A 26,572-nucleotide genomic window follows, 5' to 3' on the forward strand; every position below is an offset into this window, starting at 1 on the left:
ATTAGTATGTTACATTTTAAAAAGATATATTGAGGTTTAATTACTCAAAGTCTAATAATATAAAACACCAACAATCTCAATACATGCCAAAAATACTGATAATAGAAGATGAAGCCGCCATTCGCCGTGTGCTGGGCAAGATACTTAGTGAGGAAAACGACACCTACAAAGTAGAGGAAGCCGCAGACGGGCAGGAAGGGCTTGAAAAAATAAAGAACGACGATTACGACCTTGTACTGTGCGACATTAAGATGCCAAAAATGGATGGTGTCGAGGTGCTGGAAGCCGTAAAAAAGATTAAGCCTGAGATTCCGTTTGTAATGATCTCCGGTCATGGCGACCTTGAAACCGCCATTAACACCATGCGTCTTGGGGCTTTTGACTATATCTCAAAACCACCCGACCTTAACAGGCTGCTAAACACGGTACGTAATGCGCTCGACCGTAAAGTGCTTGTGGTAGAAAACAAGATGCTGAAAAAGAAGGTTAGCAAAAGCTATGAAATGGTTGGGGCCAGCGATGCCATTAACCACATTAAAGAAATCATTGAAAAGGTAGCGCCTACCGATGCCCGCGTACTTATTACGGGGCCAAACGGTACCGGTAAAGAAGCCGTAGCCCACTGGCTGCACGAAAAAAGTGACCGTGCCACAGCTCCTTTTATTGAGGTAAACTGTGCCGCCATACCCAGCGAACTTATAGAGAGCGAACTTTTTGGTCATGTTAAGGGTGCGTTTACCAGTGCAGTAAAAGACCGTGCCGGTAAGTTTGAAGCGGCAGATAACGGCACCATCTTCCTGGATGAGATAGGCGATATGAGCCTTCCGGCGCAGGCTAAGGTGTTGCGTGCGCTTCAGGAGAATATGATACAAAGGGTAGGGGCTGAGAAAGATATTAAAGTTAATGTGCGCGTAATTGCGGCTACAAATAAAGACCTGAAAAAAGAAATTGCCGAAGGCCGTTTCCGTGAGGATTTATACCACCGCCTTGCCGTAATACTGGTTAAGGTTCCGGCGCTAAACGACAGGCGCGATGATATTCCGCTGCTTGTAGAGCACTTTGCCGAAAAGATAGCCAGCGAGCAGGGCAACGCCCAGAAACGCTTCTCTACAGATGCTATAAATCTGTTACAGGAGTATGACTGGACGGGTAACATCCGCGAACTGCGAAATGTGGTAGAACGCCTTATTATTCTTGGCGGCAGCGAAATATCTGAAACCGATGTAAGGCTTTTTGCCAGTAAATAAGTTTTTTTCGCAAAGGCTCGCAAAGAAGCCACGAAGTTTCGCCAGGTTTTATAATTCTTTGCGTTCCTTTGCGGTGGCTTTGTGAGCCTTTGTGTAATAATATTTTTAAAAAGTGAAATTAAAAAAAATAAACCCCGGATTACAACAAGACCTTGAAATAGCGGGCTTGACTGAAGCTACAGAACTTCAGAGAGAAACTTTTGGATCAATTAAGAGCGGTGCAGACTGCGTTATTTGCGGTCCTTCTGAAGAGGGTAAGACCACAGCTATTGTAATTAACGTAATCCAGAAGCTTGAAAAAGAGTTTATGGAGTCGCCCCGTGCACTGATATTTGTACAGGATAAGCCTAAGATGCTGGAGATGATGGACCTGTTTGAGAAATTTGGCAAGCATACAGACCTTCGCGTATATGGCGTGCACGATAAGACCAATCTTGATGAGGATAAAAACCAGATATCTCTGGGTATTGATGTGCTTATAGGTACACCAATAAGACTGAGCGATATGTTTGGTGGTGCCGGCTTTGACGTAAACCAGCTTAAAATGTTTATTGTTGATGATGCCGATATATTGCTAAAGGCAAGGCACGAAACCAGGATTGCCCGCATTAGCGATGGTATAGCCAAAGTACAGCGCCTGTTTTTTACCGATGTTATTACCGAGCGTGTAGAGTCGGTTGCAGACAGGCTGATGATAGAACCGCTTTTCTTTGAAATGGAAGAAGGGGAGGAAGAAGAAGAACATGACGACGAAGCCGAAGGCTTTGAGCATGAGGCTGAATAGCCTTATGTCGAACTAAAATTAATTATCTTTATAATAAAAGTTATTATGCCTGCAATTACCGATATCAGCCAGCTGGATATGGATAAGACCTATTCATATGCCGATTACCTTACCTGGAAATTTCAGGACAGGCTCGAATTGCTTAAAGGTAAAATATTTAAGATGAGTCCCGCACCGGGAAGGACACATCAAACTATTGTAGGCAGGTTTCATATTGAACTGGCTAAATATTTTGCTAAAGGCAAGTGTCAGCTATATTTATCTCCGTTTGACGTGCGAATGCTCAACCGCAAAAAGAGTACGCCCGATAAAGAAGTATATACGGTAGTACAGCCTGACCTATGTGTGGTTTGCAGTGAAGATAAATTAGATGAGCGTGGCTGTAACGGTGCGCCAGATCTTGTTATAGAGATACTTTCTCCCGGTAATTCTAAAAAGGAATTGGGTATTAAATTTGACCTTTATGAAGAGGCCGGCGTGCTGGAGTACTGGATTGTAGAACCTGCCGAAAAAACAGTATTTGTCTATTCTCTGGTTAACGGTAAACTTTCGGGACAGCGCCCGCTGACGGAAGATGACCTTATTAAAAGTCCGTTATTTCCACAACTTGATTTTAGCATAGCTGAAATTTTTGAATAAAGATGATGCAACTACAATCAGACCGCCTTTATTACCGCCGCTTTACACCGGCAGATGATGTACTTATGTATGCGCTTGATTCTAACCCCGAAGTGCACCGTTATCTGGGTAATAATCCTGTAACAGATATTTGCCAGGTGCAGGTATATATCAATAGCCTGCTCGATCAGTATGAGCGCAATGGCATTGGCCGTATGGCTGCCTTTACAAAAGATACAGATGAATTTATTGGCTGGGGCGGATTAAAACTGGAGCACAATGTAAACGGACGCGAACAGTTTTATGACATTGGTTACCGCCTGTTACCACAGTTTTGGGGTAAAGGCTACGCTACGGAGTCAGCTACGTTTTTTATTGATTATGGTTTTACTACGCTAAACATTCCTGTAATTAATGCCACAGCACTGCGTGCAAATATAGCATCCTGCAAAGGCCTTATAAAGTCTGGCCTTACAGAGATTGAAACATTTGATTATAACGGCGACGAAGCCGTTTGGTTTGAGGTTAGGCGAAAGTTATCTCTATAGCCTGTGATATTAGAGTTCCCTGTTTTCAATAAAAAACAGGATAGCTATTACACTGAGTCGTGTTTTATTTTTCTTTTGGTTTTACTCTTTTTCCTTTCAAATAGATAGCCTATCATCAGGCCTACTACAGCCCATAGAGGCAATCCTAATAATAGTTTTTCGAGGTCAAAGCGTTCATGGTCTACCAATGGAAAAAGTACCATGGTAATGATGTATAAAATGCCCGCCCATACAAGGCCGGAACGAACCCACTTTTTCATGATATAAAAATTTAGGTTAACAATATGCTGCAACAATCCCGCTAAATTGAGCTGTTTGTTTTTGCATTATCCTAACCAAATATAACGAAATTTTTTAAGATTCGCAATTGTTTTCGTTGTCAATACTTTTAATGGTTTAGCATACAACAACCAAAAAAAATACCCCGGACATTTATCCGGGGTATGATTTTTAAGGTTAAAGCGGGTGTTACTCTTCAGTAGCAGTAAGTACCCATTCGCCTGTATTTAAAAGGCCTTCTGCCTTTTTGTATTTCATTGTTTCGGTCTTGCCGCTAATTACGTGCTTAACAGTAACATTGTCGTTACGGTTAATTTTTGGGGCATCCCTTACTATGGTTTCGGTTACGGGCTGAGAAGCCTGGCTCTGCTGCGATACCTCGCGTGCTTTTGCAGCCAGTTCATCGCTGTTTAATACCTCTTCCTTAATTTCGGTATATTTTTCCTGTGGTGCAGCTACCTCTCTTGCTTCCTGAATGTTGTTAGCATTTTGAGAAGGCAGGTCGGCCCTGAAAAGGAATGATATTACCTCACGGTTTATTTCGTTAAGCGTGCGCTTAAACAGCTTGTAAGCCTCTTCTTTGTAGATAAGCAATGGGTCTTTCTGCTCGTGCACGGCAAGCTGAACTGATTGTTTTAGCTCATCCATTTTGCGCAGGTGCTTTTTCCAGGCTTCGTCTACAATGGCAAGGGTAATATTTTTTTCAAAATCATCTACTAAAGTAGCTCCCTCACTTTGGTACGCCTTTTCAAGGTTAGTAACTACGTTAAGGGTTTTAATACCATCAGTAAACGGAACCACAATGCGCTCATACTGGCCGTTGTTGTTTTCGTAAACGTTCTTGATAACAATAAAAGCTTCAGCGGCATTGCGCTTATTCTTTTCGGTGTAGGTATCTAAAACCGTTTTATATATCTTGCCTGTAAGGTCTCTTTCGTTAAGCTTGCCAAACTCTGCCTCAGTTACCGGCGAACTCATAGAGAACGAACGGATAAGGTCGAATTCAAAGTTTTTAAAGTCGTGTACCGGCTTATTGTTTTCAACAATATTTTCAGCCATCTCATACATCATGTCGGCAATATCCACTTTTAGCCTGTCGCCAAAAAGGGCGTGTCTCCTCTTTTTGTACACGTTTTCACGCTGCTTGTTCATAACGTCGTCATATTCAAGCAGGCGCTTACGCTGGCCAAAGTTGTTTTCTTCTACTTTTTTCTGGGCACGTTCTATAGATTTTGTCATCATAGAGTGCTGTATCACTTCACCTTCTTTAAGGCCCATACGGTCCATAACTTTTGCAACCCTTTCAGAACCGAAAAGACGCATAAGGTTATCTTCAAGCGATATGTAGAACTGAGAGCTACCCGGGTCGCCCTGGCGTCCTGCACGGCCTCGCAGCTGGCGGTCTACACGGCGGGAATCGTGGCGCTCTGTACCTATAATGGCAAGCCCGCCTTTAGCCTTAACTTCCGGTGTAAGCTTGATATCCGTACCACGTCCGGCCATGTTAGTAGCTATGGTTACAATACCTGCTTTACCGGCTTCGGTTACAATATCAGCTTCTTTTTTGTGAAGCTTAGCATTCAGTACGTTGTGAGGGATGTTCCTCATCTTAAGCATACGGCTTAAAAGTTCTGAGATCTCTACCGAAGTCGTACCGATAAGTACCGGCCTTCCGGCTTCAGAAAGCAACACAGTATCTTCGATAACTGCGTTGAACTTTTCGCGCATGGTCTTATAAATAAGATCTTCATGGTCTTTACGGGCAATACCCCTGTTAGTAGGTATCTCAACTACGTCTAACTTGTATATTTCCCAGAATTCGCCGGCTTCAGTTACCGCAGTACCGGTCATACCGCCCAGTTTGCTGTACATCCTGAAATAGTTTTGCAGGGTAATGGTAGCAAAAGTTTGTGTGGCAGCTTCGATCTTTACATTTTCTTTAGCCTCAATAGCCTGGTGAAGTCCGTCAGAATAACGACGACCGTCCATAATACGTCCGGTTTGCTCGTCTACGATCATGATCTTGTTCTCCATGATTACATATTCCACGTCTTTTTCAAAAAGGGTATAGGCTTTTAGAAGCTGTGTAAGTGTATGGATGCGCTCGCTCTTGATAGAGAAATCTGCAAAAAGTTCTTCTTTCTTTTCTGTTTCTGTATCCTTGTCAAGCTTTTGTTTTTCGATGTTAGCAATCTCTGTCCCGATATCCGGAAGTACAAAGAAATCGCCATCGGTATCCTGAGACAGGAACTTAATACCGTTATCAGTAAGCTCTACCTGGTTGTTTTTTTCTTCGATAACAAAGTACAGTGCCTCATCAATCTTGTGCATATCACGATTGTTGTCGGCCATGTACTGGTTCTCTGTTTTTTGAAGCAATTGCTTCACACCCTCCTCACTAAGGAATTTAATAAGCGCCTTATTTTTTGGCAATCCGCGGTGTACCCTCAGTAAAAGGAAACCGGCTTCTTTAGTTTTGCCTTCTTTTAGCAATTTTTTAGCCTCAGCAAGTACACCGTTTAGCAATGTACGTTGCAGATTAACAAGGTTGTCTACTTTTGGCTTAAGTTCGTTAAACTCGTGGCGGTCTCCTTGCGGTACCGGGCCAGATATGATAAGTGGGGTACGTGCATCATCTACAAGTACTGAATCGACCTCATCTACAATGGCAAAGTTATGCTTGCGCTGCACAAGGTCAGACGGCGCGTGCGCCATGTTATCCCTAAGGTAGTCAAAACCAAATTCATTGTTTGTACCATAAGTAATGTCAGCAGCATAAGCTTTGCGGCGAGCATCGCCGTTTGGCTGGTGGTTGTCAATACAGTCTACCGTCATACCGTGGAACTCGAACAATGGTGCTTTCCAGGTACTGTCGCGTCGTGCCAGGTAGTCATTCACCGTTACAAGGTGAACACCATTTCCGGTAAGTGCGTTAAGGTACATAGGCAGGGTAGCCACAAGGGTTTTACCCTCACCGGTTTGCATCTCTGCAATTTTACCCTGGTGTAATACAATACCACCTATAAGCTGCACATCGTAGTGAATCATGTCCCAGGTAATTTCTTTACCTGCGGCATTCCACTGGTTAGCCCAGACCGATTTGTCGCCATCAAGCGTAATATAAGGTTTCTCAGCACTCAGTTCGCGGTCTTTAGCAGTAGCAGTAACCGTAATGGTACTGTTCTCTTTAAAGCGGCGTGCTGTTTCCTTAACTACTGCAAATGCTTCCGGCAGTATTTCTAAAAGGGTTTTTTCAGATATTTCATACGCCTCTTTTTCAAGCGCGTCGATAGAAGCATAGATGTCCTCGCGGGCGTCGATATCCTGCGTTTTTTCTACCTCTTCAAGGTACGATGCTATTTTGGCATCTTTATCGGCGCGGGCTTTTTTAATGGTATCTTTAAAGTATACCGTTTTTGCCCTAAGCTCGTCGTGAGACAGTTGCGCAAGCGCACCTTCATAAGATTTGATCTTATTTACCAGTGGCTGTATTGCCTTAATGTCTTTTTGCGACTTATCGCCCACAAAGGCTTTAAGTATGCTGTTTATTAAACTCATTATTTATATAATTACTTGTATTTGTCTTAATTACGACACAAATTTAACCAAAAAAAAAGCCTCCTGAAAGAAGACTTTTTCATTGATTTATTTTGTGCTTTTAGTATTCATCCTCGTTCCAAAGATAATCTTCGTCCGTTGGATAATCCGGCCATATTTCCTCCATTGATTCGTAGATCTCGCCTTCATCTTCGATAGACTGAAGGTTTTCTACCACCTCAAGCGGAGCTCCTGTCCTGATAGCGTAGTCTATAAGCTCGTCTTTGGTAGCCGGCCACGGGGCATCACTTAAATAAGATGCCAATTCTAATGTCCAATACATCTTTTAAACGATTAAAGTTTATGCAAAAATAAATTTATTACTGAAAAAGTCAAGTAAAATTTTGCTAATTTATAAAAAAAGTTAAGAACGTGTTCGAAATCAGTACTCAGTAGTAGGTTTGCAGTATTCAGTACCCCATAAAACTCAATTCTGATTAGTGTTTACAGTAGCTAAATATGCTAACTGGCCACTACCTGCTTAAAATAAGCTACAGCTTTTCCGGTATCCATTTTACTTCAACCGCCTGCAAATCTTTGGACAACTTTCGTGCCAATACAAAAAGGTAGTCAGAAAGTCGGTTAAGGTATGCCAAAACGTTATCATCAAAGGGTTCCAGTTCCATTAAATGTACCGAAAGGCGCTCTGCACGACGGCAAACACACCTGGCTATATGACAGTATGACACAGTTGTATGGCCACCCGGAAGCACAAAATGTGTCATGGGTTCGAGCTGGCTTTCCATGTCGTCTATTTCGTTTTCAAGAAGTTGGATGTCGGCCTCAGATATTTTAGGTATGTTAAGACGTTCTTTACCGTTCTTTAAAATGGCTTTGTCTGGCGCTGTTGCCAATATGGCACCCAGAGTAAAGAGCCTGTCCTGTACTTTTTCAAGAATTTTCTTATAATCAGGGTTGATATCCTGATCGCGGATAAGGCCAATGTGCGAGTTAAGCTCATCTACTGTGCCATAACTCTCTATTCTTATATGGTGTTTGGGCACACGCGTACCCCCAAAAAGAGCCGTACTGCCTTTATCACCGGTTTTTGTATATACTTTCATCTTGGTTATTGGTTGTCAGTTGTTGGTTATCGGCCTCACTCATAATTTATATTGAGAATACCTGGTCAAGTTCAGAAAACCCATTGAAGTTTCCATCAACTGACAACCAACAACAACTATTTATGCGGATTAGGATTTACATTATCACTCTCTATAACGCCGTCGCGCAGGCGTATAACGCGGTGTGCGTATGCGGCTATATCTTCTTCGTGGGTTACAAGTATAACGGTATTACCATTAGCGTGTATGTCGCCAAAGAGCCCCATGATCTCTACTGATGTTTTACTATCAAGGTTACCTGTAGGCTCATCGGCAAGGATAATGGACGGGCTGTTTACCAATGCCCTTGCTACCGCTACACGCTGCCTTTGCCCACCCGAAAGCTGGTTTGGCTGGTGGTCCATACGGTCTGAAAGGCCTACCTGGGTAAGCACCTTGCTGGCACGTGCCACACGTTCTGGTTTTTTATAGCCGGCATATACCATAGGCAGCGCCACATTATCTAATGCAGTAGTGCGGGGCAGGAGGTTAAACGTCTGGAATACAAAACCAATTTCTTTGTTACGAATCTCGGCCAGTTCGTTATCGCTCATCTTACTTACATCTTTACCGTTAAGCACATAACTGCCGGATGTAGGCGTGTCTAAGCAGCCCAACACGTTCATGAACGTACTCTTGCCCGAACCTGAAGGCCCCATAAGGGCAACATATTCGCCTTTATTTATGGTAAGGTTTACGCCTTTAAGTACGTGTATGGTTTCGCCGCCAAGCGGAAAATCACGCTTAATATCTTTTATTTCTATTATAGGTTGTGCCATTGTTTTTTGATTTGCGCCTTAAAAGTAATAATTTTTTGATGAAAGGATTTTACGAAGGTGAATTTTTAGATTTTTCGTTAATTGTATTTTGCAGTGTTAAGGTTATGTTGTGTGTTCACAAATGTTTTCTCATTTCTTAAATAAAGAATACATTAGCGCCCAATCTATTAATTACCAACCAGTACAGTATGAAACTACTTAAATTTGCAGGGCTATTGCTGCTCTTGGCATTTTTTGGAGCTTGCAATAGTAATGACGAAGACTCTGTTAACAAATTTACTATAACCCTGGAAGAAGCACAAAATATTAGTGCCATAGGTGCACAGTTTACCGGTACCATAACCTTTGATAATCCAAACGACATTAAATCTGTTGGATTGCTATGGAGTATGTCGCCTTCAATTATTGACCAGGTTAATGAAGGATGGTTTTACGGATTTGTTGAAACTGTCAACGTATCCGGAAGTACTTTTTCTTCGGTAATAAATAGTAAAATGATTCCTGATAGTATGTATTATGTTTGTGTGGTCTTGAATACTAAAAGCGGGAAAAAAATTTACAGCAATGAAATTTCATTTATCACGTCCTCAAGCATTTCTTCCTCTACAGCTACAGATATACTTACCAAATCGGCTGTTTTAACAGGGAATGTTACACAAGCCAGTAACAAAACTACTACCGTAGGTTTTGTATACAATACAAGTCCTAACCCTACAATTAATAATAATAAAAGGACTACAACTGTAACCGGTAGCGATAGCTTTTCTATAAGTGTAAAAAATTTAGCTCCTAATACTACCTATTATGCACGTTCTGTAAACTATTTAGACAGTGGCGAGTACTCTTATGGTAACGAAATACAATTTAAGACCACAGGCTATACCGGCCCGGCTAGCGGCTATGTAGTATATGATAAGGGAAAAAGCACAGACGGCTGGCGCTATATGGAAATTTATCCACAAACCTTAAATTATTCGGCACCTAACGGGGCAGGTGCACAATGGGGAAGCTCTACCTATATTCCGGGCACTTACATGGAAATAGGGACAGGACAGGCAAACAGTGATATTATCGCGGTTAATACTTCTTCGGCAAACTGTGCTGCCAAGCTGTGCCTTAACTATACAAAAAATGGATATTCGGATTGGTTTTTAGGTTCTGCAGAAGAAATGCATACTATTACTAACGCGCTCTACGACATAAACATTCGGATTGATGGTCCAATGTGGACCTCTTCTCAGAGTAGTGCTACAGCCGCTTATATGGTTAACTACAAGTCTGCCAGTGAAGGATACGTGTTGTCTTCAACCTACGATTACAAGAACCTAACTTATAAAGTATACCCTGTAAGGAAGTATTAGCGTTCATGGATTTTTAGAGGTTACTTTTTTGATGATTCAACTTATGACGATTTAGATTCATGGGCATTTGTTTGCCTATCTCCCGAGAAACTGAACAAAAAACGGATTTAAGAAATCCATTTCTTAAATCCGTTTTTTCAATATCTAAGCGTTAAAAAAATCTAATAATTATCTTCCCTTAATATACTCGTTAAGTTCTTTTTTACTGGCGTCAAAGCTAAACGCATTTACTACCTTAAAGTAGTTGTTGCGCTCTACGCAATAGCCATAAGCATATTTAGCAAGTTCAAGTTTGTTGGCTTCAAAGCTCAGCATTTTCATTAATGTAATTACCTGGTTTGTGCTCACGCAATTTCTCTCAAGTACCAGTTTAGCAGTGCTAAGGCGGGTATCGTCAAAGCTTGTGTTTTTAATGGTAGAACAGGCATCTTCAAAATCTGTAGTGGTCATGGCGTTACGGCAGCCACTGGTGTTATTATTGTTGTTTTGGTTGTTGTTGCCGTTATTATAGCCGCCGTTATTGTTTCCGTTATTATAGCCACCATTATTGTTGTTATAACCACCATTGTTTTGGTTGTTGTTGCCGTTATTATAACCATTGTTATTGTTATAATTTCCGTTGTTATTATAGTTGCTGTTTTGGGTATAACCGCCGCCATTTGTTGTTGTGGTAGTAGTTGTAGTGGTGGTTGTGCCATTACCCGGAACGTTTACATTCATTCCAAAACCGGGCATATTAACGTTCATTCCAAAACCATCGTTAGTAGTAGTTTGTGTTACGGTCTGGTGGTACTGGGTACCATCGGGGCCTATATACATATCATTTGGTTCGCCATAGTGGTACACCGCGCAGTTAGATGGCGGCATCATGTTTTGGGTAGCCGGTATGGCAGAGTAAAAGCGTAGCACACGTTTGCCTTTCCTGTCTTTTTTTATGCGATAGGTTACATCCTGGTAAAGATCATCCTCATCTGTAATAGATACATTTTTAGTGATGGTAGGTATTTTGTTATTTGCAAAAATAACCTTGCAGTCATAATAAGGATTAGGCAGCATTTCTATACGCACCTGTGTTTGTGCCTTATCATTATAGCGCTGGCCGTTTAATATAAGATAGAATGGTGTACCGTCTTCGCTGTAAACGGTAAGATTTCCGGTAGGAAACCGTTGGGCTGTGGCGCTAAAGCCAGCCATTAATAGCATTGCGAGTAGTAAGGTAAACTTTTTCATGGGTAGTATTTGTTATCGTTTGATGTTTGGTTCTTAATTTCAGCGCTAAAATTATCAATATTTAGTTACTGAAAAACAATTTGTATGCCAAAATTGTTAAATTAATGTAACTATAAGGCTATGTGAGTTAAAAATGCCAATGTTTTAAGGGGTTTGCAATAAATAATAATTTTTCAGTGTCAGTTTTTTGTAGCTTACGTATATTTCTTAAATAATTATTAAAAATCTTAAAAATAGCACAACAATATTAAAGTATTCTTAATATCGGGGTGTGTTTTTAGAAATGTATTGATTTGTAGTATAATTTTGACGGTATCAAAGTAACACAAAATACAAAACGACCATGAAAAATCTAAATGTAATTGCAGTAGCTGCACTAACAGCCCTGACAATAACCTCTTGTAAAAACGAGGCCAAAGACAATGCTCAGAAAAACGTAGACCACTATGTGGCTTTCGTAGACTCTGTAAACAATCTTGATGCAGCCGAGAGAACGGCTAACTGGGAAGCAATTGCCAGCGAATATGATGTTAAGAAAACTGCTGCTGACTCTGCTGTTGTAGTACTTGGCGATGAAGCTAAAACTGAAAAAGTAAACGAAAGCAATGCTAAGTATGACGGCGTGAAAGCTGCTGCTGAGGCCGATGCCAAAGCTAAGGCTGAAGCCGCTGCTGCAACTACTGCCCCTGCAGGTGGCGGACTTGCCGATACCCTGTTTGGACCTGGTGTTGTTGTAGGCGATGACATGAAATTTGCATGGGTAAACAAGGATAACATTCTTAGTGTGTACCAAAAGTTTTATGAAACATTTGATGCGAATAAAGATGGATATTCAAGACAGGATCTTGACAAGATAAAGGCTTGGTATGAGGCTCTTGATGCACGTAAAAACACAGTGGAGAAAGAAGGTTTGTCGTCTTCTGACAACGGTAAAATTGCAAGCCTTAAGCTTAAATTTGCGCCTAAATTTAAATGGGAGCGCCTAACGGCTAAAGGTGAGGAGAATGACAAAGCTAAAAAAGCAGCGAACTAAAACTGAATAATTATTAAGGGTAATTATAATTTCTGTAAAAGGCGTACCGGTAAATGGTGCGCCTTTTTGCATTTTTTAAGTAAGCTATTTTATTCCTAATACAATTACCGGGTCAATGTCAAGCTTTTGACTTATATCGCGTGCAATTGTTAGAGTAGGTTCGCTTTTTCCGGTTAAATATTCACTTACCCTTGATGTACTTACCCCCAAGAGTTCTGATAATTTCTTTTGGTTTAAACCGCGTTCATACATACGAAGTTTCATCGTATCGATTAATGTAGGTTTTTTTATGGGCATATACTTTTCTTCATAATCAGCTACAAGATTAGATAAAATGTTTAATTCTACATAGCCCTGAGCTTCCTCATTTTCGATGTTTCCAGGATCTTGTAAAAGAATTTCTATCCTCTCGGCTATCGCTTTGTACTCTTTTTCGTTATGTATCATGGCTAAATGTTTTTGATATCTTTAATTTTATCATAGTCTGCGTGTGTACCTATAAAACGGATATAAACTTTTTTTGCATTGAATGAAATAATAGCAATCAATCGATAAGTATTACCTTTTATGTTAAACACAAATCGATGATTACCTACATAATCTACGGTATTAAAATCATTTCTAATATCGTTTATAGACTCCCATTCTTTTGAAGAAACTGTGTAATACCAAAGATTTAGAGGATTCTCTGAATCCGGATGTTTTTCTGAAAATTCTTTTATCCTTTTAAAAGTTACGATGCGCATTACAATGACTTTAATGTAAAGATAAATTTTAAATTTTGTATTTTAAAATATAATAACAAAATTTAAAACAATCTACCCAATCAATCCCCACAAATTTTTAATGCCCAAGAATGCGTCTAGCAAGAATGAAGTTTTGGCGCGTATGGTAAAATGCTGGTTGGCCTGCCCACTGCGAAAGAATATGAGTCCCAAATGATACGTATCTACCGTGACTGTAACATTTGGGTCATTTTTTAGCACTTGCCATGCCGACTCAAGTTCTATAGAGGCGTGCGGATTAGGCAGCACAAAAAGACTGTTATTATGTACCTGTGGCAACAGCTCATTAAAGGCTTTTAAGATGGTGGCTTTGTCTTCGCCGCATAGTATGCCCAGGTCGATACCGCCCGGTACGGGTACTATGGTAGAGTAAAACCATATTTGCGCGTCGATCTTTTCGCCTGTGGTGCGAATGGTTTCGGTAATGGCAACATCATCATTACCCAACGCTACCAGCTTATACGATTTAAAATATGATATAACCCTGAACAGTAATTGCAGGGCGTTCTTGCCGGGTTTACCATAAGGAATTACCCGCGCATTTGCCAGTATGTGCTGGCGCTCATATAACCCCGAGGTTAAGCCATACACAAAAGGGGAGTGGATGCCGTGGGCATTACTCGATTTCCAGAGAAATGATATGTAGCTTAAAGGTTTCACGTTTAAGGTTGTTAGTTGTTGGGAGCTTCACTCAAATATGGTTTTTCATTTCGACGGTAGGAGAAATCTCAATTTTGTACCGGGATTCCTCAACTCCGCTGCGCCTGCCTTTGCCGGCAGGCAGGCTGCGTTCGGAATGGAAAAACCACTCTTTTATTTCAGCTGATGGTAAATCGTTTACCAGAGATTGCCACACTCCGCTGCGCCTGCCTCCGCCGGCAGACAGGCTGCGTTTGCAATGACAGGCTTTTGCAAACTGCGACTGAACACTGATCACTGATCACTGCAAAGGAGAATGCAATGCGTCTCTACTCCATCTTCGCGCTTAGATCAAACCAGCGCTCTGTTTTTTCTTCTATAGTATCTAATACCTTTTGCAGGTCATCTGCTCTTTTGGCAATGTCCTTTTCGGCTATAGTACCATCTGCAAACTCTTTTTCAATGGCTTGCTTTTGGCGTTCAAGGTCTTTAAGGTCTTTTTCTATTTTGTCGAATTCCTTTTGCTCATTAAAGTTAAGGCCGGCCTTAACATTATTCTGCTTCCAGCCTTTGTTGTCGCCGACAGGTTTTAATTCGGTTTTAGCAGGCTCTGCGCTATCCTCATAACTGCGGAAGTCGCTGTAGTTACCCGGGAAATCTTCTACAATACCCTCACCACGGAAAACGAACAGGTGGTCTACGATCTTATCCATAAAGTAACGGTCGTGGCTTACAACAAGCAAACACCCCGGGTAGTCTAATAAAAACTGCTCCAGTACATTTAGCGTTACAATGTCAAGGTCGTTAGTAGGTTCATCCAGTATCAGGAAATTAGGGTTTTGTATCAGTACCGTACACAGGTAAAGACGCTTAAGCTCGCCACCACTAAGGCGGTCTACAAAATCGTACTGCTTTTTACGGTCAAACAAAAAACGCTCCAGTAGCTGTGCTGCCGATATGATACGCCCTTTAGAAAGCGGAATATATTCGCCATACTCCTTAATAACGTCAATAACCTTTTGGCCTTCTTTAGGGTTGATGCCGCTTTGGGTATAATAACCTATTTTAATAGTGTCGCCGTGTACTACCTTACCGCCATCTACCGGCAGGTTTTGGGTAATCATGTTCAAAAAGGTAGACTTACCGGTACCGTTCTTACCGATGATGCCTATGCGTTCGCCTTTTTTAAAGTTGAAGCTAAAATTATCCAGTATAACCTTATCGCCAAACTTCTTAGATATGTTGTGCAGCTCTATGATCTTGCTGCCTATGCGTTCCATGTTTATTTCGAGCTCCACCACGTGTTCTTTGCGGCGGCTCTGGGCTTTTTCCTTGATTACGTAGAAGTCATCCTGACGTGATTTACTTTTGGTAGTACGTGCCTTAGGCTGGCGGCGCATCCACGAAAGCTCTTTTACAAACAGGTTTTGAGCCTTGTCTATACTGGCATTTTCTGCCGCTATACGTTCTTCTTTCTTTTGAAGGTAGTAGCTGTAATTGCCTTTGTACTGGTACAGCTTACCATTTTCAAGTTCTATAATTTCGTTACATACGCGCTCTAAAAAGAAACGGTCGTGCGTAACCATAAACAGCGTAATGTTTTCTTTGGCAAAATAATTCTCCAGCCACTCAATCATTTCCAGGTCAAGGTGGTTGGTTGGTTCATCCAGTATCAGCAGGTCGGGCTTATTGATGAGTATGATAGCCAGCGAAAGGCGTTTGCGCTGTCCACCGCTCATGTTTTTAACCTTCAGCTTAAGGTCGTCCATCTTTAGCTTGCTCAGGATCATTTTGTATTGCGACTCAAAATCCCAGGCGTTAAAAACCTCCATACGCTCAAAAGCCTTTTGGTAAGCTTCGGCATCGTCAGGATTTTCCAGCGCTTTTTCGTAAGCTTCTATAACGTGCAGTATCTCACTGTCAGAGGCAAAAATACTTTCCTCAATGGTAAGTTCAGGATCCAGGTTAGGCTCCTGGCTCAGGAACTCCATCTTGATTTCTTTACGCATTACAACCTGTCCGGTATCGGGCGTATCGTCACCATTGATTATTTTAAGGATACTGGTTTTTCCGCTACCGTTTTTGGCTACAAAAGCAATCTTCTGGTCTTTGTTGATACCAAAAGATATGTTTTCAAAAAGGGTACGCTCGCCAAATGATTTGGATATGTTTTCTACTGAAAGGTAATTCACGCTTACTAAGTTTTGTGCAAAAATAACTTTTTAAAACCAAAGTATTACCTTTATTTTTTCACTCAGAAGAATATGTTTTTATCACAAAAGGCACGGTGATTTTCACAAGGAACACGAAGCTGCATAGATAATATTTGTACACAAAGCTTTGTGTTCCTTGTGTTTTCCTTGCGGCCTTTGTGGTAAAATTCTCGTAAAATTCTTAATTCATAATCTGAAATTTATAATTTTACAGAAATGCCTGAATCATGAAATCCACTCCGTTTTATACAAAGCTTGCGCACATTAGCATCAGTATCCTTGCCATAGGCCTTATTGCCGTATTGGGCAAAAGTATACTGGCTCCGCTAATTATAGCATTGTTGTTTGCGCTGCTGCTGATACCGTTTGCCGGATTCTTAGAGCGTAAGCTCAGGTTTCCGAGGGCTATGGCGGCATTTGTGGTATTGCTTGTGCTTATAGGGGCGGTTAGCGGACTTGTGGTGCTGTTGGGTAGCCAGCTGTCTGAATTTGCACAGGAACTCCCTGCTTTCCAAAAACAGCTTATGGTGTCGCTGGAAGGGTTGCAGCACTGGATATCAGAATCGTTTAATATTAATAACCGACAGCAGGCCGCCTACATTAACCAAACCGCCGAAACCGCTTTAGGCCACGGTACAGAGCTGATAGGTACAACGTTACTTTCGTTATCATCATCATTATTGTTCCTGGTTTTTATCTTTTTATATACATTTTTCCTGCTCATGCACCGCAGCCTGTTGCTGCGCTTTGTGGTAGCGCTGTTTAGCGACCACCACAGCCCGGTAGTGTATGAGGTTGTAGAGCGCATTCAATACATCATCCGTAAATATATTGTGGGGCTGTTGTTGCAAATGGCTATAGTATCTGTATTAACCTGTACGGCGTTTATGCTGCTGGGTATTAAGTACGCCTTTTTGCTTGGCCTGCTTACGGGCATACTAAATGTAATACCGTATGTAGGCATTTTTATATCGCTGCTGCTCTCTGTACTTGTAACCTTTGCAACCGGAGACACGGCGCACGTACTGTTTGTATTTATTGCCATTGTGTGCATACATCTTGTTGATGGCAACTATATTATGCCAAAAATTGTAGGTAGTAAAGTAAAGCTCAACACGCTTACGGCGGTACTTGGACTGGTGCTTGGCGAAATGCTTTGGGGTATTACAGGTATGTTCCTGGCAATACCGGTTATTGCCATTGCTAAAGTAATTTTCGACAGGGTAGACGGACTTAAACCCTGGGGCATGGTGCTTGGAGAAGATGAACCTGCCACCCAGTCTCAAATTCCTGCCGATGAAGAATTGCCTGTGGAGTAATTTTTAGCCACGAACTTCACGAATTGAAACAAATTCTAATTAGTGAAAATTCGTGAAGTTCGTGGCTGAAACATTTCCGTTCAAAATAATTGAGTGAGAAATTTTAAGCCGGTGATCTGTGAAAATTTGTGAAATTCGTTGCCTAACAAAAGTCTTAACTTGTACTGAACTTACTCTTTCAGTAAACGCTGTAAATTATATACATTTTTACATCCGGAATTTTCAGTCTTTTTAAAAATCAAACAACTGAAAATCAGGTATGGTATTTTTTGAAAATACTCCGCACTGAAAAAAAACGCGAAATAAAATTACAGAATGTGGAAAATCTAAAACCTGCTAAATTGCTATAGCAGGTTTTGAGTGCAAAATGTTAAATTTTAGATGTAGCTCAGCCACCATTTTTTGTGCGTGCTTTTATATCGGTCATACCATCGGCACGGAAAATAGCATAGCACCAAAACCCCTATCCAAACCACGTATGTATACCCAAGATTAAACCCGAAATTTTCGTTAGGACGGAAGCCAAAATTCTGCGGAAGCGTAAAAAGCTGGTCGGCAGTAAAACCCTGTATAAAATATAGCGCAACACACAGTAAATGAATTACATATATGTGAAGCATATAATAAAAGAACGGTACACGCCCAAACGTATTCATTATACTGTAAATACCCCTGATATGTACATTCTCCAGCGCTGCAAGTGCCAGTAATGCAGGGCCTAAGGTCATGCAGGCATAAGCCAGAGATGGTGGGTACTTTGTAACATCGAGTATTGATAATAAGGTAAATAACGTGTCTTTTTGTTCGCTCCAGTGTTTGGGGTCGCCATAGCTGTTGTTAATTCTTAATAATACAAAGAAAGTAATAAGCAACAGCCCGGCAGATACCAGCCTGCGCTGACGTAGCTGTGGTGTAACTGTTTGTGTATTAAACCATTTGCCTATGCTGTAGCCCAATAACATAATGCCTGTCCAGGGTAGTATGGCATACCCGGCCATTACTTGCACAGTGCCTACTTTGTACAGGCTAAAGTCGGTCATTAGCAGGAAGTTAAAAGCTGTATGTGCTTCAGGGTCAGGGTAGGTATAATAGTCCGTAAGGTTGTGCAGGAGTGTAATGCCAATTCCCGTTACAACAGCAACCCAGTAGGGGCAAAGTATTAATGCAGAGAGTATTACCATGCTCCACCCAATGGCCCAGATGACCTGTAAAAAGAAGAAATTAAAAAATGGGTTAAAACTCCACCCAAAGCCTACAATGGTTAGTTCCATCAAGACTAGCCATAACCCGCGTGTAAGCAGGAATTTAGCCAGCTCTTCCTTTGTTTTTCTAAGGCTTTGCAGGTAGATTGAAATTCCGGACAGAAACACAAACGCAGGGGCGCAGAAGTGGGTTATCCATCTGGTAAAGAACAGTATGGGTGTAGTGGTTTCAAGATTTAACGGGTCCTGTGTTACGGCATCAATATGAAAGTAATCGCGGGTATGGTCCAGCGCCATTAGCGCCATGATGATACCACGCAGTATGTCGATGCTTAGTATCCGTTTTTTGATGGTGTCCATAAGTCATTGGTTAATGACCGTAAATGTAATGAAATGGTTTGACTGATGGTTAGTTTAAGCACAATTATGGATGTTTGGGCGTATTTTACCTGAAATTTTGTCATTGAAAATGAGGTGTTTATTTATTATAACTGTCTTTTTGTCTGTAAAAACGTCATTTTGTCATTGTTTTTTACGATGGTATAAAACTTGACTATTACTAAACAAATCAATAAGATTTCTAACAATATAAAAGTAATAAACACATGAACTTAGTAAGAAGAAACCACGCGGCATTTCCTAACACAATGGACGAATTTTTTAAAGATATTTTAGGAGGTACACAATTGCAACAACGCGCTATACCGCCTGTAAACATTAAAGAAACAGAAAATAATTTTCAGGTTGAATTAGTAGTGCCTGGCTTTAAAAAAGAAGCTTTTAACATTGAAGCAGATAATGGTAAGCTAACTATTTCGGCTGAAGTAAAGGTAGAAGCCACAGAGCAGATAGAAGGTAAATATACCCGTAAAGAGTTTACGCACAGTTCGTTTAAAAGAGTATTTACATTGCCGGATACTATTAATGATGAGGCCATTAATGCCGCTTACAACGATGGTATCTTAACAATATCACTTCCTAAAAAAGAGGAAGCACTGCCTAAGGCAAAAAGAGCGATAGAGATTTCATAATGATGATGATTGGTTAATTGGTTGGAGAAGGCGCCCTGTAATGGGGCGCTTTTTCTATTCTGTAACCAGTTCATTTTCAGTTTCTATATATTCGGGCTTAAAAGCGGAACGCAGCAAATACACAAGCGATAATACACATAGTGCTGTAACAGAGGCGTGCAGGGCTATTGCCATAAAGTATATTTGTCCAGATTCCAACTCATTAAAAAGATTGTATCCTGCGATAGAAAGTATCAAAACAGTAGGGAATAATAGTAGCAGCCTCATAATCGTTTCATTTTCAGGTTATGGGTGCAAGTTCAGGGTTTCAAATATTAATTTTTGCCAAGCCATTCATAATAAACCGTTAAAGTTAAGCGTGTTAAAACATGGTTTAGTCGTTTTCCGAATTTGAAATATTTGTAATTTAGGCGTATGAAACTGTATGAATATAAGAAACTGAATGAGGAAGAACAGGATCGCATCCTTTGGGCAAGCGGAGAACTGATTGATGGCTGTATAGAAGGCCATGTTAAGAAATTGCTGTATGCTGTAGATAATTTTTATGTAGAGTTGTGGTGCAATGTGCTGACTAATAAGATTTTGTGGCGGCTTAGTTTTAAGCAAGGTAAACTTTTAGAAAAATACCTTGATAAATATCCTGTAGATAAGCTACTTAACAGGAGGTTTGAACGCGATTGAGATTGCAGATTTGTAATAGAAATTAAGAATTTCACAACAAAAATCCTTAACTTTAAGGTGATGGATTTTAACGACCTCATAAAAAAACTCATGCCGCCATTTGCAGATGTAAAGCGCGACATAGAGATTTTACGCAGCCATAACCCCGGCAGGGGCGCAAAAGAACTGGCTGCTTTATACCGTTCGCAAATACGTAGAAAATATACTTCGATAGGCGTTGTAGGTGCTTTGCCGGGGGTAATACCCGGGCTGGGTACTGTGGCGCAAATAGCGTTGGAGGCCGGAACCATTTCGGCAGATGTACTGGTTATGCTTCGGCTTATGTCTTCATTATGCTATGGTATGGGGCTTATTTATGGCCAGGACACCAAGGGGAATTTCGACGAACGCTTTACCGTGGTTTTAGGCTTATGGAGTGGGGTAGTGGTACCGGAGAAAGCGGGACTTGCGCTGGGCGACAAAATTACCGTGGAGCATTTTAACCAGCATATTACAGATCGTATCCGTAACCGTATGAACCAAAAAATAGGACGCAAATTGGTTGTTAAATATGGTGCTAAAAGGGGAGGCGTGGCACTGGGTACTTTAATACCTTTTGGCATAGGCGCAGCTGTGGGCGGGGTATTTAATTACACTACCATGTCAAAGTTTAGCGAAGCAGCCGAAAACTATTTTAGAAATACAGATGCCAGTTATACCATAACCGAATGAAAGTAAGCGCGGGGATATTATTATACAGGCTCTCAGGGGCTGAACCTGAGTTTTTACTGGTGCATCCCGGCGGGCCTTTCTTTACTAAAAAAGATGCAGGCTGGTGGACAATACCTAAAGGCGAACCCAATACCGATGAGGATTTGCTCGCATGTGCCCAGCGGGAATTTGCCGAGGAAACCGGGTATAGCCCACAACCTCCATTTGCACTACTGGCTGCAGTAATACAAAAGGCAGGTAAAAAAGTACATTGCTGGGCTGCTGAGGGTAACCTTGATGCTAACGCTATAACCTGTAATACTTTTGAAATAGAATGGCCGCCACGTTCCGGCAAAGCAAAATCTTTTCCGGAGGTAGATAAAGCGGGCTGGTTTGTTTATAGTGAAGCTGTTACCCTTATTAACGAACGACAGGTTGCTTTTTTAGATGAGGCTTTGCAGTTAATCAAAAGTATGTAAATAAAAGAAGCTGTATCCAGAGATACAGCTTTGTAATTTTTTGGCTATTTTTTTATTCACTCAATACCCCCGTCTCCATATATTCCTTAAAATTTTCGATGTCTTTTTGCAGCCTGCCTTCAAACAACGGACTAAATAATTTTGCAACAGCTTCTCCCGGTTTGCCAAGCGGCGCGTGGTACGATATGGTTACCTCAATTTCGGTACTGTCTCCAAGATCAGTAAATCTTACCTTACCGTTATTATTTACGGTAGACCCCGGTATAGAGTGCCAGCTTAAAAGTTTGTTGGGTTCATCCATCAATATTTCAGCAGTCCAGCTTACCGTAGTGCCTAAACCACCGGGTATTTTAGCTTTCCATTCGCTTATATATTCGTCAGTTTGTGTTACACTGTCCAGGTGTTTCATAAACATGGGGATGTTTTCCAGTTGTCGCCAGGTATTATAAACCTCATCTACAGGGCGGTTTATGGTAAGCGATGTGTTTATTACTATGTTTTCGCCTTTAGCTGCCTGTGTATTTTCTATAGCATCATAGGCAGGGCAGTAGCCACTAATGCCCCTAAACAACATAGTACCGCCGGTAATGCCTTCGGTTATTTTACGCTTATCGTCTTTTTTAAAGGCGCGGTACAGCAGGTAACCGCCTGCCAGTATCATTAAAATTCGTTCGGGAGTGCTTACATTAACACGAAGCCCCGGCACAATGCTTTTTTTACCTTTATGCAGGTAACTATCAGCTTCGGTAGCATTGCTGACAGATGCATAACGGTTAGGATCGGTACCCGACGGATCATATTTGCTGAAATTTCTTTTTGCTGTGTGGTTTGCAGTAAGTCCCATAATTTTTGTTATTAGTTGTAAGTCATGAAATTACGGCTTTGCACGAAGTAAAAGTCGTAAGGCTATGGTAAAATACTCTTAATGCAATTATAAATTTAGTTTGGTTTATTGTGCGCGCATAGCTTTTTTAACCATTAATTATGTATTCATCATAAAGTTATTGTAAAAGCCTTAAATTTCTTTGCTGTGCCTGTGCTCTATGGTAATTTTACATAAAAGAAAACACACTTCTGTCAGGCTGTATCTGGGGATCAGTCTGACGGAATTTTAAAAAAACTTAGCCATGAAAAAGTTACTACTACTATTGTTTTGCCTACCCGCTTTGGCACAGACCGGGTTTAAGGCCGATGGAAAAGACATCATCTGGCAAAAATCGTTTAGTGCAGAAAATGCCAATATTGTTGCCATACTAGACAGGACACCAAACCTTAAAGTTGCGGGCTTTATGGATAATCTATACAGGGGTAAAGCCCTTGAGGTTAAAAACACCTGCGAGGGCGGTACCGGCCTTATGGAAAACCCTGTAAAATTTGAATTTACAATACTTACAGATCCTGCGGGTTATGTAGTAAAAGTGCGTAACCTGAAGATCATAGAAAAATACGGACCCATGCAGGCGAAGACTATGGCAAACCCCGCCGAAAAATATTTTATGGATGAAGGAACAGTAAAAACTGATGGTATTGCTCAGCAAAACATGGAGTGCCTCAACAATTTTTTTACAGCCATGTTTAGTGCTCCTCCAGAAGTTACCGAGCCCACAGCGCTTACAAGCAATTAATAAACTACTGCTATTATATCTAAAAAGTCCCGTAAGCTTTAAAGCTTGCGGGACTTTTTTTATTTTTTGAGTAAAGTAATTACAGTTACCTGACGAGGGACTTTAAACGTAATGTCGTCGCTGTTTTTGCGTTCCATAGGTTCCATTTGTTCATTGCGTATCACGGCCATATAATTATGAGTAATAAAAATATGCTCACGGCGCATGGTTTGCATGATGAGCTGCTCTTTTGGTGATAGTTTTTCTCCTGTTTCTAACTCTTCAAAACCTGCGTCTTTTAACTGGCTGTCAAATACATTCACATTAGCTTCGTCTAAGATATAGCTTATCCTTTCGCCTTTAATTTTGATACCTATCGCCTTAAATTCATTTAAGTACAAATCACTACTGTCCTGCTGTAAATAGTCATACTTCCACTCGTGGTTTACAGAGTTAAGGTATGCCGTAATCTCCTTTTGAGTTTTTAATGTGTAAAGGTGTTGCAGGTCTTTAATGGCAATATCGCGCACCTTTGTACCCGTATATTTTGCATAGTCCTTATCATCAAAAAGCGGCTGTATTATAGATGGATTCTTTTCAGAATAAATAATGGGCAATTGCTGGTCTTTATAAAATTTGCCAAAGTCACGCCCGCTGATGTCAAAGTTTACAGTACATTTTTCGTCTTTTTTATTCAGAAATTTCAGGGTAAGGATACTGCCACTCCCTCCCGATGAACCATCGCTTATGGTAGCCACCGTATATGTGCCAAATTGTTTTAGTTCATCTTCGCGGCGGCTGTTACCGTTAGCAATAAAATACCAGCAAAACCCTATAAAAAAGACAACGCCCGCTACCGCCATCCAGCAACCTGTAGGGTCTTGTTGTGCCTGCTCTTTATATTCGCTGTTGTTTGGTTTTGGTACTATTTTTCCAACGGCTATAGCAAGCAAAATACTACAAACCAAAGCTCCCAGTATAGAAAAGAAAATGGGCGCGCCCTCATAAGTTACTACCGGTATGCCAAAAGCAAAAAGCAGGAATATTAATATAGCACCGCCAATAAAAGATAAAGTTTTCATCATAATTAGTTAAGTTGGTGCACAAATATATTGAAATTTAACAAATAATACCATTTGCATATTTAATATACTCTCATTCTTTTCACTTTACTTTTATAAAGATATTATGCCATTTGTTAATATATCTTAGCCTGATTTTTTCTACTATTTTATGTCACGCAAAGCTTTGCGTCTTGGCGCCTTGGCGAGAAAAAATATTTGAACGATATTATATTTTCATTTGGTATAAAAAAGAGGTTGGCAATTTTTGCCAACCTCTATCTAACTTAAACCTGAACTAAAAATTATTCTATACGTCCCGCCAGCCTTATAAACTCAGCGCGATACCCTTCCGGGTCGCTCAGGCGGCCTTCTTTGGCCAGTTTTTTAATGGCCTCAATATCTTTGTTTGGCACCAGGTTGCTATCGCGCAGCTTAAGCCCGAACCACGCTACAGCAGCGGCAAATTTAAAGTCGCCCGTAGCATTCATTAACGGCTGTGCCGTATCAGGAATTATCTGAACCATCTCAGTACTGGTATCGCCGTCAGGCTTTTTGTACCTGAATTTTACGGTAGCCAGTTCGCTACTGTACTTAGTACCTGTGGGTTGTACTGTACTATACTTTAAATCTGTAGCCGTTGTAAAGTCATCTTTAACACCCGGCGGAATTATCTCATACAGTGCCGTAACAGTGTGGCCGCTACCCAGTTCGCCGGCATCTATGGCATCATTAGTAAAATCTTCGTTGCGCAGCTTGCGGTTTTCATATCCTATAAGGCGGTAGGCCTGCACATGGTTAGGATTAAACTCTATCTGTATCTTTACATCTTTTGCGATGGCATACATCGACCCGCGGAACTCCTTATCTAAAAATCGGTCTGCTTCGTCCATATTATCAATATAGGCGTAGTTGCCGTTTCCTTTATCAGAAAGTGTTTCAAGCTTACTGTCTTTATAGTTGCCCATACCATAGCCAAGGCAGGTAAGGAACACGCCGCTTTTACGTTTCTCTTCGATCAGAGTTTGCATATCCTTGTCAGATGATGCGCCTACGTTAAAGTCGCCATCGGTAGCGAGAATTACACGATTGTTGCCTCCTTTTATAAAATGTTCCTGTGCGGTTTTATACGCCAGTTCTATACCCGCGCCACCTGCCGTGCTGCCACCAGCGCTTAGCTTATCAAGTGCTGCAATAATTGCAGGCTTATCGCTGCCACTGGTTGATGGCAGTACCATACCTGCGGCACCGGCATATACCACTATGGCTATACGGTCTTTGGCACGCATTTGTTTTACCAGTATCTTCATGCTCTCTTTAAGCAGTGGCAATTTATTTTGTGCGTCCATAGAGCCGGATACATCAATAAGGAATACAAAGTTACTGGCGGGAAGTTCTGCCTGAGGTATATCCTTACCCTGAAGGCCTATCTTTAGCAACCTGTGCTGCGGGTTCCACGGGCAATCGCTGTACTCAGTATTAATCGAGAACGGATTTTTACCGGTAGGCTGCGGGTAGCTGTATTTAAAGAAATTGATCATTTCTTCAACACGCACCGCATCTTTAGGTACCGTTTCGCCATTGTTTATAAAGCGCCTAATGTTGGTATAACTTGCATTATCTACATCAATAGAAAAAGTAGAAAGTGGGGCAGTAGCAGGGTTTTCAAACTTGTTTTCTTCAAAGCTTTCATACTCCTCCCGGTCTACTTTTATCTTTTCGGTCATACGGCGTTTTTGCTCTGCTTCAAAAGCGTTCTGACGTTCGCGCTCTTCGGCTTCATCTGCTCTGCGCTGTTCTTCCTGTGCCTTTTCAAAATCTTTTTGAGAAGCACTTGCTTCTTTAGAAGCTTTGCGTTGTTCACGTCTCATTTTGCGACGCTCTTTAGCAGATAGCCCCTTACCGTCTTTAGTGTTCATAATAATAACCCCATTAGCTGCGCGGCTTCCGTATATGGCGGTAGCACTGGCATCTTTTAATACGGTTATCGACTTTATTTCGGATGAGTTGAGACTTCTTGCACTGGCACTGTCCATTGGTACACCATCAATAACATATAGTGGCTCCTGATTAGGATTGAGAGTATTAATACCTCTTATAGCAATAGCACTATTTGCTCCCGGTTGCCCATTAGCAGGTTTTATTGTTAACCCGGCTGTCCTGCCCTGAAGTGCCTGTGCTGGATCATTGTTAATTTCTGTTTTATTTTTTTGATATACATTTCCTCTGTAATAGTTGTAATCGTTGGCTTCTTTATCAGAATCCTTTGTAACGCTGCCTGCAATCTTA

At 41.1% G+C, this 26,572-nt stretch carries 28 protein-coding genes; 12 read left to right on the top strand and 16 right to left on the bottom strand.

Annotated features, from left to right (window positions below; translation table 11 throughout):
- Positions 1-83: 83 nt before the first annotated feature.
- The 4 genes from DYH63_RS04550 (at position 84) to DYH63_RS04565 (ending at position 3,197) form a co-directional block, all read left to right on the top strand.
- Positions 84-1,247 carry a sigma-54-dependent transcriptional regulator gene (locus DYH63_RS04550; RefSeq protein ID WP_116787688.1) on the top strand — a complete coding sequence of 388 codons (1,164 nt, stop codon included), beginning with the start codon at positions 84-86 and terminating at the stop codon, positions 1,245-1,247.
- 112 nt (positions 1,248-1,359) lie between these two features.
- Positions 1,360-2,031 (top strand): DEAD/DEAH box helicase, encoded by a 672-nt coding sequence (locus DYH63_RS04555; protein ID WP_116787689.1) that lies wholly within the window; start codon positions 1,360-1,362, stop codon positions 2,029-2,031.
- Between the two features lie 45 nt (positions 2,032-2,076).
- The gene (locus DYH63_RS04560) at positions 2,077-2,670 is read left to right on the top strand and encodes a Uma2 family endonuclease (protein ID WP_116787690.1); all 594 of its coding nucleotides are present in this window, start codon (positions 2,077-2,079) and stop codon (positions 2,668-2,670) included.
- A 2-nt stretch (positions 2,671-2,672) separates the two neighbouring features.
- The gene (locus tag DYH63_RS04565; protein WP_116787691.1) at positions 2,673-3,197 is read left to right on the top strand and encodes a GNAT family N-acetyltransferase; all 525 of its coding nucleotides are present in this window, start codon (positions 2,673-2,675) and stop codon (positions 3,195-3,197) included.
- Positions 3,198-3,244: 47 nt separating this feature from the next.
- Here DYH63_RS04565 and DYH63_RS04570 read toward each other — a convergent pair whose 3' ends face one another.
- From DYH63_RS04570 to DYH63_RS04590, 5 genes are all read right to left on the bottom strand, one after another.
- Positions 3,245-3,457, bottom strand: a complete 213-nt coding sequence (locus tag DYH63_RS04570) for a hypothetical protein (RefSeq protein WP_116787692.1) — start codon at positions 3,455-3,457, stop codon at positions 3,245-3,247.
- A 208-nt stretch (positions 3,458-3,665) separates the two neighbouring features.
- Entirely contained in the window at positions 3,666-7,034 is a 3,369-nt protein-coding gene (gene secA, locus DYH63_RS04575) for a preprotein translocase subunit SecA (RefSeq protein ID WP_116787693.1), read from the bottom strand.
- A gap of 100 nt (positions 7,035-7,134) precedes the next feature.
- A complete protein-coding gene (locus DYH63_RS04580) occupies positions 7,135-7,356 on the bottom strand; it encodes a DUF2795 domain-containing protein (protein ID WP_002986941.1) in 222 nt (73 codons plus the stop codon).
- A gap of 208 nt (positions 7,357-7,564) precedes the next feature.
- Positions 7,565-8,137, bottom strand: coding sequence for a cob(I)yrinic acid a,c-diamide adenosyltransferase (locus tag DYH63_RS04585; protein ID WP_116787694.1), 573 nt, complete (start codon positions 8,135-8,137; stop codon positions 7,565-7,567).
- Between the two features lie 116 nt (positions 8,138-8,253).
- On the bottom strand, positions 8,254-8,955 hold the full coding sequence (locus DYH63_RS04590; RefSeq protein WP_116787695.1) for an ABC transporter ATP-binding protein: 702 nt from the start codon (positions 8,953-8,955) through the stop codon (positions 8,254-8,256).
- A 188-nt stretch (positions 8,956-9,143) separates the two neighbouring features.
- Between DYH63_RS04590 and DYH63_RS04595 the strand changes: the two genes are divergently transcribed.
- Positions 9,144-10,316 (top strand): hypothetical protein, encoded by a 1,173-nt coding sequence (locus DYH63_RS04595; RefSeq protein ID WP_116787696.1) that lies wholly within the window; start codon positions 9,144-9,146, stop codon positions 10,314-10,316.
- Positions 10,317-10,484: 168 nt separating this feature from the next.
- Here DYH63_RS04595 and DYH63_RS04600 read toward each other — a convergent pair whose 3' ends face one another.
- Entirely contained in the window at positions 10,485-11,546 is a 1,062-nt protein-coding gene (locus tag DYH63_RS04600; RefSeq protein ID WP_162926928.1) for a proline and serine-rich protein 1 family protein, read from the bottom strand.
- 343 nt (positions 11,547-11,889) lie between these two features.
- Between DYH63_RS04600 and DYH63_RS04605 the strand changes: the two genes are divergently transcribed.
- Positions 11,890-12,579 (top strand): hypothetical protein, encoded by a 690-nt coding sequence (locus DYH63_RS04605; RefSeq protein WP_116787698.1) that lies wholly within the window; start codon positions 11,890-11,892, stop codon positions 12,577-12,579.
- 84 nt (positions 12,580-12,663) lie between these two features.
- On the opposite strand, the gene DYH63_RS04610 is transcribed toward DYH63_RS04605, so the two are convergent.
- From DYH63_RS04610 to DYH63_RS04630, 5 genes are all read right to left on the bottom strand, one after another.
- Positions 12,664-13,026 carry a helix-turn-helix domain-containing protein gene (locus tag DYH63_RS04610; protein ID WP_116787699.1) on the bottom strand — a complete coding sequence of 121 codons (363 nt, stop codon included), beginning with the start codon at positions 13,024-13,026 and terminating at the stop codon, positions 12,664-12,666.
- 2 nt (positions 13,027-13,028) lie between these two features.
- The gene (locus DYH63_RS04615; RefSeq protein WP_116787700.1) at positions 13,029-13,325 is read right to left on the bottom strand and encodes a type II toxin-antitoxin system HigB family toxin; all 297 of its coding nucleotides are present in this window, start codon (positions 13,323-13,325) and stop codon (positions 13,029-13,031) included.
- A gap of 72 nt (positions 13,326-13,397) precedes the next feature.
- Entirely contained in the window at positions 13,398-14,024 is a 627-nt protein-coding gene (locus DYH63_RS04620) for a hypothetical protein (protein WP_116787701.1), read from the bottom strand.
- Between the two features lie 31 nt (positions 14,025-14,055).
- Positions 14,056-14,301, bottom strand: coding sequence for a hypothetical protein (locus tag DYH63_RS04625; protein ID WP_116787702.1), 246 nt, complete (start codon positions 14,299-14,301; stop codon positions 14,056-14,058).
- 31 nt (positions 14,302-14,332) lie between these two features.
- Positions 14,333-16,195: an ABC-F family ATP-binding cassette domain-containing protein gene (locus DYH63_RS04630; RefSeq protein WP_116787703.1), complete on the bottom strand. Its 1,863-nt coding sequence runs from the start codon at positions 16,193-16,195 to the stop codon at positions 14,333-14,335.
- Between the two features lie 248 nt (positions 16,196-16,443).
- On the opposite strand from DYH63_RS04630, the gene DYH63_RS04635 reads away from it, so the two are divergent.
- Positions 16,444-17,535 carry an AI-2E family transporter gene (locus tag DYH63_RS04635; RefSeq protein WP_240409059.1) on the top strand — a complete coding sequence of 364 codons (1,092 nt, stop codon included), beginning with the start codon at positions 16,444-16,446 and terminating at the stop codon, positions 17,533-17,535.
- 377 nt (positions 17,536-17,912) lie between these two features.
- Here the strand turns inward: DYH63_RS04635 and DYH63_RS04640 are convergent, their stop codons facing one another.
- Complete coding sequence (locus DYH63_RS04640) at positions 17,913-19,097, bottom strand: acetyltransferase domain-containing protein (RefSeq protein ID WP_116787705.1); 1,185 nt, start codon at positions 19,095-19,097, stop codon at positions 17,913-17,915.
- 245 nt (positions 19,098-19,342) lie between these two features.
- Between DYH63_RS04640 and DYH63_RS04645 the strand changes: the two genes are divergently transcribed.
- A complete protein-coding gene (locus DYH63_RS04645; RefSeq protein ID WP_116787706.1) occupies positions 19,343-19,768 on the top strand; it encodes an Hsp20/alpha crystallin family protein in 426 nt (141 codons plus the stop codon).
- 54 nt (positions 19,769-19,822) lie between these two features.
- On the opposite strand, the gene DYH63_RS04650 is transcribed toward DYH63_RS04645, so the two are convergent.
- On the bottom strand, positions 19,823-20,035 hold the full coding sequence (locus tag DYH63_RS04650) for a hypothetical protein (RefSeq protein WP_116787707.1): 213 nt from the start codon (positions 20,033-20,035) through the stop codon (positions 19,823-19,825).
- Between the two features lie 147 nt (positions 20,036-20,182).
- Between DYH63_RS04650 and DYH63_RS04655 the strand changes: the two genes are divergently transcribed.
- From DYH63_RS04655 to DYH63_RS04665, 3 genes are read left to right on the top strand one after another with little or no spacing between them, the layout of a single operon-like run.
- Positions 20,183-20,449 carry a hypothetical protein gene (locus DYH63_RS04655; protein WP_116787708.1) on the top strand — a complete coding sequence of 89 codons (267 nt, stop codon included), beginning with the start codon at positions 20,183-20,185 and terminating at the stop codon, positions 20,447-20,449.
- 60 nt (positions 20,450-20,509) lie between these two features.
- On the top strand, positions 20,510-21,160 hold the full coding sequence (locus tag DYH63_RS04660; RefSeq protein WP_116787709.1) for an EcsC family protein: 651 nt from the start codon (positions 20,510-20,512) through the stop codon (positions 21,158-21,160).
- A complete protein-coding gene (locus DYH63_RS04665) occupies positions 21,157-21,618 on the top strand; it encodes an NUDIX hydrolase (protein WP_116787710.1) in 462 nt (153 codons plus the stop codon). Before DYH63_RS04660 ends, DYH63_RS04665 begins: the two co-directional genes overlap by 4 nt.
- A 52-nt stretch (positions 21,619-21,670) precedes the next feature.
- On the opposite strand, the gene DYH63_RS04670 is transcribed toward DYH63_RS04665, so the two are convergent.
- Entirely contained in the window at positions 21,671-22,462 is a 792-nt protein-coding gene (locus DYH63_RS04670) for an SRPBCC family protein (protein ID WP_116787711.1), read from the bottom strand.
- Positions 22,463-22,745: 283 nt separating this feature from the next.
- On the opposite strand from DYH63_RS04670, the gene DYH63_RS04675 reads away from it, so the two are divergent.
- Positions 22,746-23,243, top strand: coding sequence for a hypothetical protein (locus tag DYH63_RS04675; RefSeq protein WP_162926929.1), 498 nt, complete (start codon positions 22,746-22,748; stop codon positions 23,241-23,243).
- Positions 23,244-23,302: 59 nt separating this feature from the next.
- Here DYH63_RS04675 and DYH63_RS04680 read toward each other — a convergent pair whose 3' ends face one another.
- On the bottom strand, positions 23,303-24,307 hold the full coding sequence (locus tag DYH63_RS04680) for a hypothetical protein (protein WP_162926930.1): 1,005 nt from the start codon (positions 24,305-24,307) through the stop codon (positions 23,303-23,305).
- A gap of 281 nt (positions 24,308-24,588) precedes the next feature.
- Positions 24,589-26,478: a YfbK domain-containing protein gene (locus DYH63_RS21545; RefSeq protein ID WP_439952039.1), complete on the bottom strand. Its 1,890-nt coding sequence runs from the start codon at positions 26,476-26,478 to the stop codon at positions 24,589-24,591.
- Positions 26,479-26,572: the final 94 nt, after the last annotated feature.

It is taken from the genome of Flavobacterium psychrotrophum (genome assembly GCF_003403075.1).
In the GTDB taxonomy this organism is placed as follows: Bacteria; Bacteroidota; Bacteroidia; order Flavobacteriales; family Flavobacteriaceae; genus Flavobacterium; species Flavobacterium psychrotrophum.

What these genes read in the sequence shown, in the direction of transcription:
- DYH63_RS04550 (WP_116787688.1), top strand. Translation starts at nt 84, where the DNA reads ATGCCAAAAATACTGATAATAGAAGATGAAGCCGCCATTCGCCGTGTG.
- DYH63_RS04560 (WP_116787690.1), top strand. Translation starts at nt 2,077, where the DNA reads ATGCCTGCAATTACCGATATCAGCCAGCTGGATATGGATAAGACCTAT.
- DYH63_RS04565 (WP_116787691.1), top strand. Translation starts at nt 2,673, where the DNA reads ATGATGCAACTACAATCAGACCGCCTTTATTACCGCCGCTTTACACCG.
- DYH63_RS04570 (WP_116787692.1), bottom strand. Translation starts at nt 3,457, where the DNA reads ATGAAAAAGTGGGTTCGTTCCGGCCTTGTATGGGCGGGCATTTTATAC.
- secA (WP_116787693.1), bottom strand. Translation starts at nt 7,034, where the DNA reads ATGAGTTTAATAAACAGCATACTTAAAGCCTTTGTGGGCGATAAGTCG.
- DYH63_RS04580 (WP_002986941.1), bottom strand. Translation starts at nt 7,356, where the DNA reads ATGTATTGGACATTAGAATTGGCATCTTATTTAAGTGATGCCCCGTGG.
- DYH63_RS04585 (WP_116787694.1), bottom strand. Translation starts at nt 8,137, where the DNA reads ATGAAAGTATATACAAAAACCGGTGATAAAGGCAGTACGGCTCTTTTT.
- DYH63_RS04590 (WP_116787695.1), bottom strand. Translation starts at nt 8,955, where the DNA reads ATGGCACAACCTATAATAGAAATAAAAGATATTAAGCGTGATTTTCCG.
- DYH63_RS04595 (WP_116787696.1), top strand. Translation starts at nt 9,144, where the DNA reads ATGAAACTACTTAAATTTGCAGGGCTATTGCTGCTCTTGGCATTTTTT.
- DYH63_RS04600 (WP_162926928.1), bottom strand. Translation starts at nt 11,546, where the DNA reads ATGAAAAAGTTTACCTTACTACTCGCAATGCTATTAATGGCTGGCTTT.
- DYH63_RS04605 (WP_116787698.1), top strand. Translation starts at nt 11,890, where the DNA reads ATGAAAAATCTAAATGTAATTGCAGTAGCTGCACTAACAGCCCTGACA.
- DYH63_RS04610 (WP_116787699.1), bottom strand. Translation starts at nt 13,026, where the DNA reads ATGATACATAACGAAAAAGAGTACAAAGCGATAGCCGAGAGGATAGAA.
- DYH63_RS04615 (WP_116787700.1), bottom strand. Translation starts at nt 13,325, where the DNA reads ATGCGCATCGTAACTTTTAAAAGGATAAAAGAATTTTCAGAAAAACAT.
- DYH63_RS04635 (WP_240409059.1), top strand. Translation starts at nt 16,444, where the DNA reads ATGAAATCCACTCCGTTTTATACAAAGCTTGCGCACATTAGCATCAGT.
- DYH63_RS04640 (WP_116787705.1), bottom strand. Translation starts at nt 19,097, where the DNA reads ATGGACACCATCAAAAAACGGATACTAAGCATCGACATACTGCGTGGT.
- DYH63_RS04645 (WP_116787706.1), top strand. Translation starts at nt 19,343, where the DNA reads ATGAACTTAGTAAGAAGAAACCACGCGGCATTTCCTAACACAATGGAC.
- DYH63_RS04650 (WP_116787707.1), bottom strand. Translation starts at nt 20,035, where the DNA reads ATGAGGCTGCTACTATTATTCCCTACTGTTTTGATACTTTCTATCGCA.
- DYH63_RS04655 (WP_116787708.1), top strand. Translation starts at nt 20,183, where the DNA reads ATGAAACTGTATGAATATAAGAAACTGAATGAGGAAGAACAGGATCGC.
- DYH63_RS04660 (WP_116787709.1), top strand. Translation starts at nt 20,510, where the DNA reads ATGGATTTTAACGACCTCATAAAAAAACTCATGCCGCCATTTGCAGAT.
- DYH63_RS04665 (WP_116787710.1), top strand. Translation starts at nt 21,157, where the DNA reads ATGAAAGTAAGCGCGGGGATATTATTATACAGGCTCTCAGGGGCTGAA.
- DYH63_RS04670 (WP_116787711.1), bottom strand. Translation starts at nt 22,462, where the DNA reads ATGGGACTTACTGCAAACCACACAGCAAAAAGAAATTTCAGCAAATAT.
- DYH63_RS04675 (WP_162926929.1), top strand. Translation starts at nt 22,746, where the DNA reads ATGAAAAAGTTACTACTACTATTGTTTTGCCTACCCGCTTTGGCACAG.
- DYH63_RS04680 (WP_162926930.1), bottom strand. Translation starts at nt 24,307, where the DNA reads ATGATGAAAACTTTATCTTTTATTGGCGGTGCTATATTAATATTCCTG.